The following is a 16,825-nucleotide window of genomic DNA, read 5'->3' on the forward strand; positions in this document are numbered from 1 at the left end:
GGTTTAATAATTACTAAATGCAGCTGGATATTCGACCATTCCACTCACCCCTTTTAGTCCATCTTTAACCAATTCAATAGCCATACAGTTTTCTAGTGGCACATCAAAAGGCAAACTGATGTTAAATTGATGGGCAGGTTGATAACCGAATTTGGGATAATAATCGGCATGACCTAAAAGCACCACAGATTGAAAACCTGCTGCAATGGCATTTTGATGGGCATTTAAAATCAACATTTGGCCAATGCCTTTATTTTGGTAGCTTGGCCATACGGCAACAGGAGCTAAGGCTAATGAACTGAAAGATTGCTGTTGGTTAACAATTTGAATGGGGGTTAAAAGAACATAGCCTGCTAACATACCATTGTATAAGGCCACTAAGGAAAGTTCAGGAATAAATGCTGGAGACTTTCGGAGCTTTTCAACTAAAAACTGCTCTCTATGGTTACTAAACAACTCGTTTTCAAAAGCTTTTTCAATTAATTCAAAAACATGCTGATGATCTCTTGTTTCCTCTTTTCTGATTTCTACTTTCATTTTAAACTATTTGAATTGGCATTAGGAGCATCCATATGCAAAGCAATTCTATTGCCTTCACTGTCTTTAAATTCTGCAACAAAACCCAACGGTCCATTTGAGGTTTTTGGATACAAAAGCGTTCCGCCATTTTTTAGGGCCAATGTTAAAGTTTCATCTATATTTTCAGTTTTGAAATAGATGAGCGTGCCATTTATACTTGGTTGATAGATCTCGCCTTTGGCCAATGCTCCAGAAATTCCCTCTTGTTTTGCTTCAAAAGGAAACAAAGCCATTTCATTGTGATCTATCATCTCCTTTTCAAAAGAAAAATTAAACACAGCCGTATAGAATTTTATCGCTCTATCCATATCAGTTACTGGAATTTCAAAATAAACTACAGGGTTTGATGATTTCTTCATACTGGTTTCAATTGTAGCCTTCTCTTTTTTAGTACTGTTTTTACAGGAGATAGTTAGGCTAATCATTATGATTAGACCAATTAGGGTTCGATAGCTGCAACATTTAAACATTCATCCAAATTTAAGAGATTTTATTTACGCTAGGTCCAAAATTTCGCTCTCTTGAAAATAATGTAAATAAAACCAGAAATTATATAACAAGTGCCTGTATTATATTTTCTAAAATTGTAAAATAATGAAAAGAGCACTATTTACCTTTCTTGCAATTTTTTACCTGAGCGTTTCAAGTGGGGCAACTGTGCATTTTCATTATTGTATGGGCCAACTGGTAAAGTTGAGCTTAAATCAACCCCAAAAAGATAATTGTGGGGTATGCGGCATGTCTAAAAAGGAAGTTAAAAAACACTCCTGCTGCAAAGACGATTATAAACAGGCCAAAGTAGACACTAGCAAAAAAACAGCACAAACGGTTTATCAGTTCAATGCACCTGTTGTTGCAGTCGATCAGCAATATGGAGCTGTTACAGACCCAATTGTTTTGTCTAGTGAGACCAATAAAGCTGTATATGGTCATTCACCACCCGAAAGTGAGTGTGTACCCATCTTTATCCGTAACTGTACCTACAGAATATAGAATTCCTTTCTATTGATCACTAGCACATTCGTGTATCAGGTGTAGCATAGCTATGCCCAAACTTTCTATAATCCAATTATTTTTTCAAACCAATTAATCATGAAATCATTACGATTCTCTTTGGTAGCCTTATTGGCTTTCCTTGGCAGTGCTGCATTTGCACAGTCTAAAACAGACAGTATCAAAGTTGCTGGCAACTGTGGCATGTGTAAAAAACGCATCGAAGCAGCTGTAAAAGCAGATGGTGTAACAAGTGCCGAGTGGAGCGCTAAAACCAAAATGCTCAGCATTAATTACGATGCGAGCAAAATTAAGTTAGACGACATTCAACGCAAAATTGCTGATGTTGGTTACGACACCCCAAAATTTAAAGCCACCGAAGCAGTTTACACCAAACTTCCAGGTTGCTGCAAATACGACAGGGAAGGTCAGCCTGCTCAAAAACCAGAAACACATCACTAATATGAACATCAGGTGCCCGAGCAATTGGGCACCTCTTTGAAAAAAATAAAATGGTACATAAAATTATAGAATGGTCAATGCGCAACCGGTTTATTGTGCTGATGCTTTCTGCCGGACTATTTGTATGGGGTATATTTTCCGTACAAAAGAACCCGATAGACGCAATTCCAGACCTTTCAGAAAACCAGGTGATCGTATTTACCGAATGGATGGGCAGATCGCCACAATTGATAGAAGACCAGGTAACCTACCCTTTAGTGACCAATTTACAGGGGATACCTAAAATTAAATACGTAAGAGGCTCGTCAATGTTTGGCATGAGCTTTATCTATGTCATTTTTGAAGACGATGTAGATGTTTATTGGGCCAGAGAACGGGTAATGGAAAGGATCAGTACCATCTCTAAAACCCTGCCCGATGGCGTAGCACCACAATTAGGCCCTGACGGTACGGGTGTTGGACATGTACTTTGGTATACTTTAGATGCACCAGATATGGATCTGGGCGAACAGCGTGCCATACAAGATTGGTATGTGAAGTTTGCCCTGCAGAATGTACCTGGTGTAAGCGAGATTGCCTCTTTTGGTGGTTTCCAGAAACAATACCAGATCAATATCGATCCTAATAAACTGCTTTATTATAAACTGAGCGTACCACAGGTAATTGCTGCCGTGAGGAGCAACAACAACGAATCTGGAGGCCGAAAGTTTGAAATGAGTAACATGGGGTATATCATTAAAACATCTGGTTACCTCAAATCTATAGCCGAGATTGCCAATATCCCTGTTAAAAATCAAAATGGTACACCAATTAAGGTTTCAGACTTGGCTACGGTACAGATGACAGGAGAAACCCGACTCGGCATATTTGATCAAGATGGCAAAGGCGAACGTGCAGGTGGTATTGTAGTAATGCGCTATGGCGAAAATGCTGCTGAGGTAATTGACAAGGTAAAGGCCAAAATGAAGGAAGTATCAAAAGGACTACCCAAAGGTGTCAAATTTGATATTGTGTACGACAGGGGAGAACTGATCAAAGAATCAGTAGACTCAATCAAACACACCTTAATTGAAGAGATGATCGTGGTTTCACTCATCGTATTTGTGTTCTTGTTCCATTGGCGCAGTGCCTTAAGTATCATCATACAAATTCCAATTACCATAGCCGCCAGTTTTATCCTGCTCAATGCTTTTGATATTTCTTCAAATATCATGTCGTTAACGGGTATTGCCTTGGCCATTGGTGTAATTGTAGACAATGGGATTATCATGAGTGAAAATGCATATAAACATCTCGCAGAACGCTACGAATTGTGGGAAAAAGATCAAAATAAAACAACATCATCATGAGAACATGGTTAAAAAATATATTTCGTAAATCTCCAGATTGGATCACTGAAGAAGATCGCTTGGAGGTGATTACCAAATCTAGTAAACAGGTGTCGAGGGGCGTATTCTTTGCCACAGTAATTATCATTACCTCTTTTTTACCTGTATTTATGCTCACAGGGCAAGAAGGTAAATTGTTCCATCCATTGGCTTATACCAAAACATTCATCATGATTGTGGATGCGCTATTGGTGATTACTTTGGCCCCGGTACTGATTTCCTTCTTTATGAAAGGAAAATTCAGGCCAGACAATGCTAATCCAGTAAATAGAATATTAGAGAAGGTGTATGAACCCATTATCAGAACGGTACTAAAGTGGAGAAAAACGACTATCGCTATTAATATCATTGCTTTACTGATTACCATTCCCTTACTTAAAAATTTGGGTACAGAGTTCATTCCGCCATTAGACGAACAAAGCATTTTGTTTATGCCGGTAACTTTACCAGATGTTTCTAATGCTGAAGCTAAACGGATATTACAGGTGCAAGATAAGATCATCAAGTCTGTACCAGAAGTTGATAAAGTATTAGGCAAAGCAGGTAGGGCCAATACTGCTACCGATAACTCGCCAATTAGTATGATCGAGACGATCATAACCCTAAAGCCAAAAAGCGAATGGCGTAAAGGCATTACCAAAAAGGATATTGTAACCGAATTAGATGCCAAATTGCAAATTCCAGGTGTGGTAAATGGGTGGACCCAACCGATCATCAACAGAATCAATATGTTGGCTACGGGTATCCGTACCGATGTGGGGATTAAGGTATTCGGACAAAACCTCGATACGATTGCTTCTGTATCAGAAAAAGTAAAAGCAGCTTTAGCAGGTACAGCAGGGGTAAGCGATCTATTTGTAGAACCCATTACTGGTGGTAAATACCTCTCTATTGATATTAAAAGAGAAGAATTGGCCCGTTATGGCCTCAATGTGGATGATGTAAACCAAGTGGTAGAGAGTGCCCTGGGTGGTGCAACCGTTGGCAATACGATAGAAGGTAGACAACGTTTTTCTATCAGTGTGCGTTTGGCCCAAGAATATAGAAATAGTGTAGAACGTATTCAGCGTATTCCAATCCAATCGACCACTTTTGGTGAGGTTCCATTGTCAGCAGTTGCTGAGGTGAAGTTTGAAGATGGTCCGCCAATGATCAGTTCTGACAATGCCATTTTACGTGGTGCCGTAATGTTCAATGTACGTGACAGAGATTTGGGTAGCACAGTTCAAGAAGCGATGGAGAAATTGAATAAAGAAAAAGGAATACTTCCAGAAGGTTATTTCTTAGAATGGAGTGGCCAGTACGAAAACCTGATCAGAGGTAAACAAACCTTAATGTGGATTGCTCCCGTGGTATTGCTGATCATCTTCTTCTCTTTATATTTTGCATTTCGTTCTATCAGAGAGGCTTTTTTAAGTCTCATTACGGTGCCTTTCGCTTTAATTGGTGGAGCTTATATGATCTATTTCTGGGGCGTAAACCTATCTGTTGGTGTAGCAGTTGGTTTCATTGCGCTGTTTGGTATCGCCGTAGAAACGGGAATTGTAATGGTCATCTATTTGAACGATGCCATGCAACAACTCATCAAACTGAAAGGAAATTCAAGCGAAACAATTACAAAAGAAGACTTGAGAATTTATGTAATTAATGGGGCTGCGAAAAGATTAAGACCAAAACTGATGACTGTTTGTGTGTCGTTGTTTGGCCTAGTGCCTGTATTGTGGGCTACTGGTGTAGGTGTAGATGTAATGCAGCCAATTGTGCTGCCCATGATAGGTGGGGTATTGACCTCTTCAACACACATTCTACTGGTTACACCACTGATCTTTTTAATGTCTAAAGAATACGAATTGAGGAAATATGGAAAATTGGAGGTGCACGATGTACATCATTAAAAGAATAGTAATTATGCTGTTGTTACTGCCTTTTTATGGGTTAGCACAACAAAGTCCAGTGCTATCGCTGGATACCATCCTAAACAGGATAGATAAAAACAACCTTTTGTTACAATCTTATGGTTTAAAAGCCGAAAGCTATAAACACAGTGCAAAAGCGGCAACTGCCTGGATGGCACCCATGGTTGGTGTGGGTACGTTTATGACACCTTATCCAGGTCAACAACTCATGGACGATAGAGACAAAGGTTCTTTAATGTTACAACTGGAACAGGATATTCCCAATCCGGTAAAATTAAAGGCCAATAAACGGTACATCGAATCGAAAGCTAAGGTAGAGAACGAAACCAGAGGGATTACGTTAAACGAATACAGAGCCCAGGCTAAACGTTTATATTTTGGTTGGTTGGTTGCTGCACAGAAAATTAATGTGTTGCAACAAAACGAGAAGATTATGCAGACCATGAAAAAGATTGAAGAGATCAGGTATCCCTACAATCAATCCAAACTGGGTAGTGTTTACAAAACAGCGGCCAAACTGGAAGAGAACAATAATATGATCAGGATGCAGGAAGGTGATATTGCCAAAGCAAGGGCTTGGTTAAATAGTTTGATGAATAGCAGTGGAAATGCCATTTTCGCTATCGACACTAACTACAAGCCTCTTTTTGTGCCTGCTGCCAAGATTGATACGGCTAGTTTGGCTTTGGCTAGAAATGATATCAAAAAGATGGACTATAACATCCAGTCTATGCAATTGAATATCGAGGCCATGAAAAAACAGAGCCGACCAGATTTTAGATTGAGGTTCGACCACATGTCGCCACTGACCAAAATGATGCCTAAAGCATTTAGTATAATGGGTATGGTTAGTATTCCAATTGCGCCTTGGTCTGCAAAGATGTACAAATCAGAAGCCAAAGGTATGGCTTACGAAATTGAGGCCATGAGCAAAGAAAAAGCGGCCATGTTGCAAGAAACACAAGGCATGCTCTATGGAATGCAATTTGAAATTCAATCGATGCAAAAACGCATTGATGCCTTAGAGCATAAGATTATTCCGAGTTTACAAAAAACATTGGACGTAAACTTCTTGAGCTACCGAGAGAACAAAATGGAATTGCCACAGGTCATCGATTCGTGGGAAGCACTGACCATGATGCAGACCAATGTATTGGATGAGAAACTGAAACTTTATTTAATGATTGCTGATTATGAGAAAGAATTATATCGTTAGGCCATTGGTCTATTTCCTTGCTGCAATCGTATTGGTAATCAGTTCTTGCAAAGGAAATAAAGAAAATAAACATACTACACATAATGACCCTGGTGCGTTGACCATAGATAGTAACTTGTCTCATTTGTTACAGCCATCAAATGAGCAAGTTGTATCTACCTTGCCAGTAATCAAGGCAGAATATGGTACACGGATATTTACCGAAGAAGCTCAAGGGATCATCAATTATGATACCCGTAACCAAAACAGTGTAGCCAGTAGGGTAAGTGGTAGAATAGAACGTTTGCTGATCAAATACAACTATCAACCGGTTAGTAAAGGACAATTGATTATGCAAATCTATTCTCCAGACCTGGCAGCTGCACAACAAGAACTCTTGTTTCTTAAACGGACAGAAACAGATCAAACCTTAATAGATAGAGCAAAACAAAGGTTAATGTTATTAGGAATGAATGCTGCAGGAATTAATCAAGTACTAAAAACCGGAAAAGTAAATTATCTTATTCCAGTTTATAGCAATGCTGATGGTTATATCTTAGAAAAGTCTGCCGCACCTGTTTCGGTTGCAGCACCTGCTGCAACTACAGCAAGCGGTGGCGATGGGATGAGCGGAATGGGTGGTGGAAGTACAGCTGCTGCTACACCTAGCAGTAGCGCAACACCTGCAAATTCTCCTGTATTGTTGCGAGAAGGACAATATGTTACTGCTGGCCAATCGCTCTTTACCATCTACAATGGCAACAACTTAATCGCAGAATTTGCTTTTAAACCTGCATTAGCTGCATTAGTTAATAAGGGAGATCAATTTGCTTTTTATAAAACAGCAGATAAAAGCACCATTAAAAGTGCGACCATTGGTTTAATTCAACCCATTTTTAAAAATGGAGAGAACTTCACCATTGCCAGAACTTACCTCAACCAATCCAATTTTAGAGTTGGTGAACTACTAACAGCCAGAATTCCAGTATTGTTAACTGCTTCTTGGTGGCTTCCAGAAACGGCAGTGCTTTCTATCGGTAACCAAACCATCATCTTTAAAAAAGAAGGCAATGTAGTGGTACCTAAAACCATAGATGCAGGAATTACCATTGCGGGCATGGTACAAGTTAAAACAGACATTAGTAATTGGGAAGTGAGTAAAAACGCAGCGTATTTGATAGATAGTGAAAGTTTTATCAAAGAGCAGCCGACAAAAAAATAGAATTATGGAACGTAAATCATTCATCAAAAAATTTGCCTTAATGGCTGTGCTTCCATCGGTGTTTATTGCTGCCTGCAGTGAAGAGAAAAAACCAGAAGCCGCAGCAGCAAATAAAAAACTACAAACTTTTACCTGTCCAATGCACCCACAGGTAATTAAAAATGAAATGAGTACCTGTCCAATTTGTGGGATGGACTTGGTGCCTTTTGAAAAAAACAGCAACGAGAAAGCGCTTAAAATAGACGAGAAACGTCAGGCTTTGGCTAACATCACCACCATGGTTATTGGTGTGAATAGTCTTACTGGTTTTAAACAATTGAATGGTCGTTTAACGATTAACCCAGAGCAAAGCAATTATATCTCTAGTCGTATTGCTGGTAGAGTAGAACAATTGTATATCAGAGAAACAGGTGTAAAAGTAAACAAAGGACAAGCCTTATATCAATTGTATTCAGAACAATTGGCTACACTTCAACAAGAATACATGATGGCAATAGCACAAGAAAAACAGTTTAGAGGAGATCAAATAGAGCGTCAGATTGTAGCTTCGGCCAAACAGAAACTCTTGTTGTATGGCCAATCAGAAAATCAGGTGCAACAATTGGCAAAAACACAACAAAAAGATCCTTATGTTACATTTTATGCGCCAACAAGCGGTGTGGTTGCCGAATTATCCATTACACAAGGTCAATATGTGGCAGAGGGAAGTCCGATATTACGATTAGAGGGTTATGGTCAATTGTGGGTAGAAGCCGATGTTTATCCAAGTGAAGCCAAACAGGTTAAACAAGGACAAAAGGTTAAAGTAATTATTGCCGGTTGGGAAGATCAACCACAGGAAATGACCATTGATTTTATCACACCTGCACTACAGGCTGGCACACAACTTACGCAGATCAGGGGAAGTATCCCAAATCTAAAAAACCAATGGCAACCCGGTTTACAGACTAATGTATTTCTTCCTTCCGGAAACCAAGGTAATGCACTAACCTTACCTGTAGATGCTGTAATTAGAGATGGTAAAGGGATGCACGTATGGATTAAAAGTGGAAAAGACAACTTTGAACCTCGATTGGTAAAAACTGGAACAGAAAACGATCAGCAAGTAGAAATAGCCGAAGGTCTGCAAAATGGCGATCAAGTTGTAGTAACTGGCGCATACCTCTTATATAGTGAATATATCCTTAAAAAAGGTAAAAACCCTGTTGAAGGACTTAAACTCAAATCTTAAAAAGTAATTATAAAAAAGAAAACATGAATACAATCACCAATTTTACCATCGCTTTTGCAGCAGTGGCCTTATTTGCAGCCTGTGGAAACACTCAGAAACCTACTGAAGCTAATGAGCATGCAGGTCATAACCATGCAGAAGGCGAAGGACATGGAGCTCCAGTAGCACAAACTGCTGTAGGGGTAAGTTTAAAAGATGATCAATTAAATGCTGTTTACCCACACTATACCCATTTAACCACTGCGTTGGTTAATGGCGATTTGGCTGAGGCTAAAGTTGCAGCCAACGCCATTGAACTTGGTGCCAAAGCTCTCGCTAATGGAAGTGCATTAGCGAGTCTTGCTGCTAAAATAGGAGCGGGAACAGACATAGAAGTACAAAGAGCTTTATATGCTGATTTAAGTACTGATTTTATTGCAAGGGTAAAAAGCAGTGGCTTAAAGTCTGGAGAAATCTATGTTGAATATTGTCCAATGGCCTTGAATGACAAAGGAGCTTCTTGGTTAAGTAACCAGAAAGACATCAAAAACCCTTATTACGGCGAAAGCATGTTGACTTGCGGTGAAGTAAAGGAAACACTAAAATAATCTGTTAGTCAATTGTTGGTCGGGATTTATAATCTCGACTAACATCAGCTTATAAAAGCATTTGTTGGTCTGGTCTTCGACAGGCTCAGACTGACAATTTTTTAAATTAACTGTTATTGTTCAAGACTTGCACAAGTCTTGTCATGCTGAGCTTGTCGAAGCATTTAATACTTTAATCTTGGACCAACTCAGACTGACAGCTTTTCTTTATTAGTCAAGATTGCTAGTCGGGATTTGTAATCCCGACTATTTAATTAACCTTTAGCTAAGGCCACTATATCTTTTACCTCTTTGATTTTTTTAAGAAATCATTTTCAATTAACCAACTTTTACAAAGGTTAAACCAGTTGTTTTTGCTATTCAGATCTGTTAGGCCAAAACCATGACCACCAGACTGTAAAATGTGCATTTCGGCTTTTACATTTGCTTGGAGCAAGGCATTAAAGAACAATAAACTGTTTTTTACCGGAATAACATCGTCATCTGTGGCATGGACCAAAAATGTAGGTGGAGTGTGAGTGGTAACATGTTTTTCGGCACTATAAAAATTCAACAATTCTGGAGAAGGTTTTTTCCCAATTAGATTTTCACGAGTTCTGGGGATGTTTGGATCATAGATAATAACTGGATAGAGTAAGAGCATGAAATCTGGTCGGAGATTGACTTGTTCTGGATTTGCGATCACAATTTTGTTTAGTCTTGTACCTTCAGTAGCTACCAGGTGCCCGCCAGCAGAAAGCCCCACCATGCCTAATTTGCTAGGATTGATACGCCACTCTGCTGCTCTTTTACGCACCAATTGAACGGCAGCTTGTCCATCTTGTAGAGGACCAATAGATTTATTCACCATAATGGCATCATTAGGTAAACGATATTTGAGGATAAAAGCGGTAACTCCAATCTGGTTAAACGCTTTGGCCAATTCAATACATTTTTTAGGCGACAACACAAAATAACCACCACCAGGCGCAATGATCACAGCAGTTCCAGTAGCCAATTCCTTCTTTGCAAAATAAGCAGTTAAAGTTGGTACGGTTACCTTACTAATTAACCCATTACTATCAATTTCTTCAACATAGTTTGTAGGTGCTTTTTTCGAGTTAGGGATTTCCTTTTCATAAAGTGGGATAATTTGATCTTGTGCCTTTGCAGATAGAAATAGCAGGAAAATAACTGAAAGCAGGAGTATGTTTTTCATAAAGTATGTATCAGATACCACAAAACTATACTTTCAATAAAAAGGAAAATGTGCAAAAATGCTCAAATTGATCAGCAATTTCTATAACTAGTGGGTGGTGTGCCGTATGCTGTTTTAAAGGCCCTTGAAAAAGCGCTTACATTTTCAAAACCGCATAGCCAGGTAACTTCATGTATCGGCTTGGTAGTCGATTTCAATAGTTCAGCAGCACGTTGAAGTCTAATATTGATTAAGTATTGATAGGGGGTAGTATTGAAAACAGATTTAAATTGCCTTACCAATTGTGGAACAGACAAACAAGAAAGTTTACTCATTACATTGAGGTCAATATCATCTATATACGACGAATGGAGGATGTCTTTTGCAATACATAAACGTTTATAAACTTCCATTTTTGTACTGCGCTTAATGGCATTTACCTGTTGTGCACGTTTTGTATCCGACTGATGGGTTTGGAGCAAATAACGAAGTAAAAAAAACAGCTGTTCATCAGCCATGCTGCTATGGTAGCCTTGGTTGTTCAATTTATAGAGTAAAAGATTCAATTGCTGTTGCAGCTCAGGAGTAATGTTTTGTAAGGTCTGAAAGAATTCAGGTGCTTGATGAAGATGATCAAAGGGAGCATCCAATACACTTTCTTCCTTATTAATGGTATCATGAAATACTGCAGCCGCAAATTCTTGCTTAAAAAAAACAGAAAGGTTTTTAACCTTCTCTCCAGTATCCATGTGGCAAGAATACTCCTGTTCGTTATTTAAAATCAAAAATTGACCCGGTCTAATGGCCAATTCCTGTCTGTTTATGCCATACCATTCTTCTCCGCTCAGTATTGTTTTAAAAGAAAGACAACCTACATGCCGATCACAAGAACTGTAACTACTTTCAGCATTGAATATAATGTTGTGCTTTTTGAATAGGCTAAAATGCAATTCTTCATCAAAGTCTGGTTTGGTATGGTCTGGCAAACTGGTAAAATACATATCGTACTAAAGGCTATAGCTAGTGCAGGGTAATATCTAAGTCTAACGCCAATTTCTCTGTTTTTGTTTACCGATACCTATTTATTTTTCAATTGCAGTGCCCTCTGTAAAAAGCTTTGGGTGGCCAATTTTTCCTCAGCTTCTTCAATCGCTTTCAATAAATTGTTTTGGTTGGCAGCAATCTCAGTTAAAATGGTAGTCATAATTTCCCATACAGGTTTCATTTGTAAAATCAACTCTTGACCTTTTGTAGTGAGCATGATCAATCTCTTACGTTCGTCTGTTTTATCTTTTTTAGAACGAATAAGTTTCTGTTTCTCCAGTTCTCTTAATAAACTAATGGTTGAAGGATGGGTATATCCAATTTCATTGGCAATTTCTACCACACTTAACGTTTCTTTATGGTAGAGCGTAAAAATCACCGGAAACCATTTGGGTTCGAAATCAATACCAAATGTTTTGTAAAGCAGGGCACCATCCTTGCGCAATTGTTCACTTAAACGCTGTAGCCTTGTAGAAATGGCTAGAATGCCTGTTTCGTTAATTACATTCATTTGATGTTGTTTAAATCGAGCTCACAAAATACATCATCGGCAGCCATTAAAGGAAATGTTTTTGGTAAACTTTCTTTCGCTATGCGGGTAAATTGATTTCTTTCATAAAAACGCAAGGCCGCTTCTAAAATATGGATCGTTCCAAGATACAGATAGGTTAAGCCCTTTGCTTTGCTATAGGCGATTAAGGTTTCTAATAAGTGCTGGGCAATATTGAATTCTTTACCCCTAAACTCTTTTTTAACAAACATTTTTCTGATGGCACCTGCTTGCTCATCAAATTTGATCAATGCGATGGTACCAACCAATTCTCCTGCTATAAAAGCGCCCCAAAAGCAACCACCACCACTGTGGTAAAAATCGGTGATTGACAAAAGATCAGGCTGGTCTTGTATGCCAATAGCAATATTAAACTCGTTTTGCTGAATGTTCAAGATCAGCTCAATTACAGCTTCTGCTGCATCATTATGAATTGGAATAATTTGTGCTTTCATCAGTTTTTCATTTATAAAACAAAACTACGTAGTTAACTACATATATGGAAATTATTTTAAAAAAAATTATCTTGTAATAAGATTTTAAATGCTTATTGAACTTGTAATTCGAGATGGATGTCAAGCGGTTCGAGCTCAAACAACTGAGGGTCAATTTCTTTTACCAGTGTAGCTCCAAGGTTTAAATAAAAATCGACAGTTGCCTTAGTAGGAGTGGCAGAAATATAAAGTTTAGCTGCACCAAAGCTCAATGCCACTGTTTTACATTCTTGTACCAAGTAATGACCAATCCTTTTGCCCCTAAAAGCATTGCTTACATACAAAATATCCATTTTACAATAGTTGTTGCTTTTTCCTCTTCTGTTATGTTCAACAGACGTAATGCCTACCAATCTATCGCCATTAAAAGCACCAATCACTTCTCCACCATCGGTCAAGAGCATTTGTTGTTGTGCAATCAAGTTTTGTAGTTCATCAGGTTCAAAAGCACCAGCCAAACAAGGTTCTGGTTTAAGGATCAATTGGCCATTTTCAAATGCATATATTTCGGTAATGTACTCTGTTCGGTCAATTTCTTGGAATTTAACCAGTTCTTTAGCTTCTAAAGGTCTATAGGTAATGTTTTGCATGGATAACTTGTTGGGCAATATAGTAAAATCGTCATTGTTTGTACACTCACATCTAATAAATTAATAGTATTTGTGTAGCGTTTGGCAATAATAACCCGTATATACATTAACCTCAAATAAATAACTCATGAAAAAAGCAACATCCCTTTTAACATTCAACACTGTAATTTTATTCATTGCCACTTTATTTTTACTCCCATCTTGTACTAAAAAGGAAAATGAAGACCCAGCATGTTTGGCCATATTTGCGCCAGATCTATTGCGCATTAATGTAGTTGATAAAACTACAGGTTCTGACCTTTTCTTTCCAACTATACCGCGTTACACTGTTGACGATATTACCTATACCATTGGAAATGAAAAAGCAAAAATAAAACCAAAGATAGATAACTCAACTACATTGGGTAAACACTTTGTTATTCCAAATAATAGTACTACAGCTAGTAGTATAAAAATTTACATTTTGGATGAACTTAAATTTACCATTGATTATACGACGAAAAAACAAAATGATACCAAATGCTCAAACTATATTTTTGATAAACTGACCATCAATGGCAGCCAAAAAGAAGAAAATATACAAGACCGTATCATCAAACTGAAACTGTAATAGATCAGTTGGTCGAAATTATAGACGTTGGTCGGGATTTGTAATCCCGACCTAAAGTTATACAGATGCTTTTGTTCTTAAACTTTGCACAATTGCTACACAGCGCTCTTCAAAAATGCTATGCTCAATAGGTAGTACAACAGACTCAAACAATTTCATCAATTCTTCAGAGTGGTTAGCTACTCTTTTGGTTTGGATATTAAATTGGATAAATTTCATCCAAAGAATGGCCTTCAGTTCAGTTTCATCTTCATTCCACATCTTCATCTCTACCAATAATATATTGTTTGTAAATTGGATCAACTGGCTTTCTATCAGAACAGTTTCCATGGTAAAAGCAGGTTTGATATAACTGATCTGGTTAGATACTACTACCCAGCTCAGTCCTGTGGTTTCCATATTCTTGAAAACATCAAGATTATAGTGTGTGGCAATCTGATCCTCACGTGCATTTAAGAAGTAATCTAAATACTTAGAGTTGTTTAAATGGTTAAAAGGATCACAATCTTGAAACCTAATTTTTCTTTTGTTTTTTAATATTTTTTCCATTGTTATGTTGTTTTAAACCAAATACCAATCGGTATGTGGCGGGTTAAATTTTTTTACATTTTAATTTTCTCAATGATTACTTCATCTATGAAGTCCATGGCAGTTTTGATATAGCTTTGATCGTAATGCGTAAAGGCTAGGAGAGAGCTTCCTTCGATGATGGATAAGATCGTTTTTGCATAAGATGACGCGTCAATGTTTACGTTGATCTCCTTGTTACTGATCCCATCAACAATAATTTTGCTTAGGCCATCCATCATTTGTTTAGATAGTGCTTGTGCAGCCTTAAACAGTAGTGGATTATTATAACTTGCATCTACCCCAACTCTTAACATAGGGCAGCCTCCACGGTCCTTAACCAATTCGTAATAATTACGTTGGTAATTGGTAATGGCCTGTAATTTGGAAATACTTCCAGTTGTATTAGCAATTAATTTGAATAAGGGGATGAGCGCTATTTTTACATTCAGTTCAAAAGCTTTAAGGGCTAAATCTTCTTTATTTTGAAAGTTACAGTAAATAGCACCCTTAGTTAAACCGGTAGCTGTAGTAATGTCTGCCAAACTTGTACCGATGTAGCCCTTTTTGTTAAAAACAGGAGCAACTTTATCCAATATAAATTCTGCAGTATTCATACAACTAGTAAGTGATTATAAAAAGGGTGAACAAATATAACAACAAATACCAATCGGTATGTATTATTGGCAAATATTTTTTTTGCCGTTTTAAATTGGATGATAAATGAATGGTTTAACGGTCTGGAAAACATTTCTGACTAGGCCAAAATATGGTCATGCTGAGCCTGTCGAAGTATCTATTTAGTGGGTATTAGGTCTATTTAGCTTAATTTTCAAGGGTATCAAGTAAAAATGTCTTTAAAGTGGATTACAAATCCACCGTATTAACGGTCGAGAAAACATTTCTTGACCAACAAAAGACCAACTAGAATCTTAATTCCTTAATGTTTAAACAAGAAAGCTTACTTCTTATATCTCAGTAAAGTAGCATCAACCAAATGTGCTATTTTCAAAAACTCATGGCTCAATGTCACAATCTCTGTATTCAATTGATTGAGATCAGCTTTTACTGTGCCTTGCATTAAGGTGAGTGGTCCAAAATTTACACTTACATTTGGCCATGCCTGTTCAAAAGCTTTAAAAGCATTTCTAAAATCATCAGCAAATTTTCTGCTTTCTATGGTATAACCTTTTAATTTGCGCAGTTTCAATGCATGGATATTATAAAACAACTCATTCTTTTTGATACCGTCTTCGGTTAACCAAATAGAAAAGAAAATCCTCGATTCGGCAGTAACAGGATCTTGAAGTGGACTTGCCCAAGAACATTTATACAACTTCAAAACAACAGAATCTAAACAGACTCCAGTTACTATTTCGATGTCTTTTTCATCCAATAGTTTTTGATCAAGGAGTTTAGCTGCCTTTTTAAATTTATCTAAATAATTTGCTATGTCCATATTAGATCTTGGTTATTTACAAAGAATACATTTGCGTAGTTAAAGTTAACAAAAGTATTTAATCAAAATATTAAATCCTCTGCTTAAAGAGATGTCTATGGTCATCATATGATTAACCTAGCACACCTAAAATTTAGTCTCTATTTTGGCCTGTAATTTGTGCTAATTTCAATAAACTTTATCCTATGAAAAACCTAATTCTTTTATTTTTTGCTATGCTATGGTATGGAGCCGCCACTGCACAACCAGCAGCACTTGGAGGAACAATTACCTTTGAGCAAAATGGCAAACAGTATACAGCCAAAAACATTAGTGGAACAGTGCTAACAGGCAAGGACAATAATGCCATCCTAACTTTGAATTTTAGCGTAGATGAAAAAGAAAGGGAAGTAGGGGTTCGGTTCTATTTAAGAAAAATGGGCGAGTTAAAAGCTGGAGCAATAGTGCTTGCTAAAATGGACAATAAAGCCAATCCAAATTTTGGTGTATTTAGTAATATCCCGCCAGGAGATGCAGATGCAAATGATCATAATGCTGGAGCAGGTACAGCAAAAGATATTTCAGCAGATTCAGAAAAAGGGAGTTTTATCATCAGCAATGTAACTGTAAATGGTAATCAAGTTATTTTATCTGGAAGTTTTGAATTTACAGGTAAAAACGCCGTAGAAGAAGGTGCCGAAAAGAATATTATAGTAAAAGGGAATTTTAGCAAAGTAAGCATTAAGGCACTTGGCCCTCATCTTTTGAAACAATGATGCGCT

General features: G+C 37.6%; 20 protein-coding genes. 10 read left to right on the plus strand and 10 right to left on the minus strand.

Going from position 1 to position 16,825, the window contains the following annotated elements; translation table 11 throughout:
• Positions 1-3: 3 nt before the first annotated feature.
• Both AQF98_RS09230 and AQF98_RS09235 read right to left on the minus strand, forming a co-directional pair.
• A complete protein-coding gene (locus AQF98_RS09230; protein ID WP_055131650.1) occupies positions 4-537 on the minus strand; it encodes a GNAT family N-acetyltransferase in 534 nt (177 codons plus the stop codon).
• Entirely contained in the window at positions 534-1,004 is a 471-nt protein-coding gene (locus AQF98_RS09235) for a VOC family protein (protein WP_235524203.1), read from the minus strand. Before AQF98_RS09235 ends, AQF98_RS09230 begins: the two co-directional genes overlap by 4 nt.
• A 169-nt stretch (positions 1,005-1,173) precedes the next feature.
• On the opposite strand from AQF98_RS09235, the gene AQF98_RS09240 reads away from it, so the two are divergent.
• The 8 genes from AQF98_RS09240 to AQF98_RS09275 all read left to right on the plus strand — a co-directional run bounded on the left by AQF98_RS09240 (position 1,174) and on the right by AQF98_RS09275 (position 9,573).
• On the plus strand, positions 1,174-1,572 hold the full coding sequence (locus AQF98_RS09240; RefSeq protein ID WP_055131651.1) for a hypothetical protein: 399 nt from the start codon (positions 1,174-1,176) through the stop codon (positions 1,570-1,572).
• Between the two features lie 99 nt (positions 1,573-1,671).
• Positions 1,672-2,034, plus strand: coding sequence for a heavy-metal-associated domain-containing protein (locus AQF98_RS09245; protein ID WP_055131652.1), 363 nt, complete (start codon positions 1,672-1,674; stop codon positions 2,032-2,034).
• A 50-nt stretch (positions 2,035-2,084) separates the two neighbouring features.
• On the plus strand, positions 2,085-3,383 hold the full coding sequence (locus AQF98_RS22345; RefSeq protein ID WP_055131653.1) for an efflux RND transporter permease subunit: 1,299 nt from the start codon (positions 2,085-2,087) through the stop codon (positions 3,381-3,383).
• Positions 3,380-5,317 (plus strand): efflux RND transporter permease subunit, encoded by a 1,938-nt coding sequence (locus tag AQF98_RS22350; RefSeq protein WP_055131654.1) that lies wholly within the window; start codon positions 3,380-3,382, stop codon positions 5,315-5,317. The genes AQF98_RS22345 and AQF98_RS22350 overlap by 4 nt, the downstream gene beginning before the upstream one ends.
• Before the next feature lie 13 nt (positions 5,318-5,330).
• A complete protein-coding gene (locus tag AQF98_RS09260; protein WP_235524204.1) occupies positions 5,331-6,554 on the plus strand; it encodes a TolC family protein in 1,224 nt (407 codons plus the stop codon).
• On the plus strand, positions 6,532-7,755 hold the full coding sequence (locus AQF98_RS09265) for an efflux RND transporter periplasmic adaptor subunit (protein ID WP_055131656.1): 1,224 nt from the start codon (positions 6,532-6,534) through the stop codon (positions 7,753-7,755). The genes AQF98_RS09260 and AQF98_RS09265 overlap by 23 nt, the downstream gene beginning before the upstream one ends.
• Before the next feature lie 4 nt (positions 7,756-7,759).
• Positions 7,760-8,986 carry an efflux RND transporter periplasmic adaptor subunit gene (locus tag AQF98_RS09270; RefSeq protein WP_055131657.1) on the plus strand — a complete coding sequence of 409 codons (1,227 nt, stop codon included), beginning with the start codon at positions 7,760-7,762 and terminating at the stop codon, positions 8,984-8,986.
• Between the two features lie 23 nt (positions 8,987-9,009).
• Positions 9,010-9,573: a DUF3347 domain-containing protein gene (locus AQF98_RS09275; RefSeq protein ID WP_055131658.1), complete on the plus strand. Its 564-nt coding sequence runs from the start codon at positions 9,010-9,012 to the stop codon at positions 9,571-9,573.
• Between the two features lie 283 nt (positions 9,574-9,856).
• Here the strand turns inward: AQF98_RS09275 and AQF98_RS09280 are convergent, their stop codons facing one another.
• From AQF98_RS09280 to AQF98_RS09300, 5 genes are all read right to left on the minus strand, one after another.
• On the minus strand, positions 9,857-10,771 hold the full coding sequence (locus tag AQF98_RS09280; protein ID WP_055131659.1) for an alpha/beta hydrolase: 915 nt from the start codon (positions 10,769-10,771) through the stop codon (positions 9,857-9,859).
• 71 nt (positions 10,772-10,842) lie between these two features.
• Positions 10,843-11,751: a helix-turn-helix transcriptional regulator gene (locus AQF98_RS09285; RefSeq protein ID WP_055131660.1), complete on the minus strand. Its 909-nt coding sequence runs from the start codon at positions 11,749-11,751 to the stop codon at positions 10,843-10,845.
• Positions 11,752-11,828: 77 nt separating this feature from the next.
• Positions 11,829-12,305: a MarR family winged helix-turn-helix transcriptional regulator gene (locus AQF98_RS09290; RefSeq protein WP_055131661.1), complete on the minus strand. Its 477-nt coding sequence runs from the start codon at positions 12,303-12,305 to the stop codon at positions 11,829-11,831.
• On the minus strand, positions 12,302-12,799 hold the full coding sequence (locus tag AQF98_RS09295; protein ID WP_055131662.1) for a GNAT family N-acetyltransferase: 498 nt from the start codon (positions 12,797-12,799) through the stop codon (positions 12,302-12,304). Before AQF98_RS09295 ends, AQF98_RS09290 begins: the two co-directional genes overlap by 4 nt.
• Positions 12,800-12,891: 92 nt before the next feature.
• Positions 12,892-13,428, minus strand: coding sequence for a GNAT family N-acetyltransferase (locus tag AQF98_RS09300; protein ID WP_055131663.1), 537 nt, complete (start codon positions 13,426-13,428; stop codon positions 12,892-12,894).
• A gap of 127 nt (positions 13,429-13,555) precedes the next feature.
• On the opposite strand from AQF98_RS09300, the gene AQF98_RS09305 reads away from it, so the two are divergent.
• Positions 13,556-14,038: a hypothetical protein gene (locus AQF98_RS09305; protein WP_055131664.1), complete on the plus strand. Its 483-nt coding sequence runs from the start codon at positions 13,556-13,558 to the stop codon at positions 14,036-14,038.
• 57 nt (positions 14,039-14,095) lie between these two features.
• On the opposite strand, the gene AQF98_RS09310 is transcribed toward AQF98_RS09305, so the two are convergent.
• The 3 genes from AQF98_RS09310 to AQF98_RS09320 form a co-directional block, all read right to left on the minus strand.
• Complete coding sequence (locus AQF98_RS09310) at positions 14,096-14,587, minus strand: thioesterase family protein (protein WP_055131665.1); 492 nt, start codon at positions 14,585-14,587, stop codon at positions 14,096-14,098.
• A 53-nt stretch (positions 14,588-14,640) separates the two neighbouring features.
• Positions 14,641-15,222, minus strand: coding sequence for a TetR/AcrR family transcriptional regulator (locus AQF98_RS09315; protein WP_055131666.1), 582 nt, complete (start codon positions 15,220-15,222; stop codon positions 14,641-14,643).
• A gap of 344 nt (positions 15,223-15,566) precedes the next feature.
• Entirely contained in the window at positions 15,567-16,064 is a 498-nt protein-coding gene (locus tag AQF98_RS09320; RefSeq protein WP_055131667.1) for a hypothetical protein, read from the minus strand.
• A 185-nt stretch (positions 16,065-16,249) separates the two neighbouring features.
• Here AQF98_RS09320 and AQF98_RS09325 point away from each other — a divergent pair, with 185 nt between their 5' ends.
• A complete protein-coding gene (locus tag AQF98_RS09325) occupies positions 16,250-16,819 on the plus strand; it encodes a hypothetical protein (RefSeq protein WP_055131668.1) in 570 nt (189 codons plus the stop codon).
• Positions 16,820-16,825: the final 6 nt, after the last annotated feature.

Origin of the sequence: Pedobacter sp. Hv1 (genome assembly GCF_001412215.1) — a bacterium.
In the GTDB taxonomy this organism is placed as follows: Bacteria; Bacteroidota; Bacteroidia; order Sphingobacteriales; family Sphingobacteriaceae; genus Pedobacter.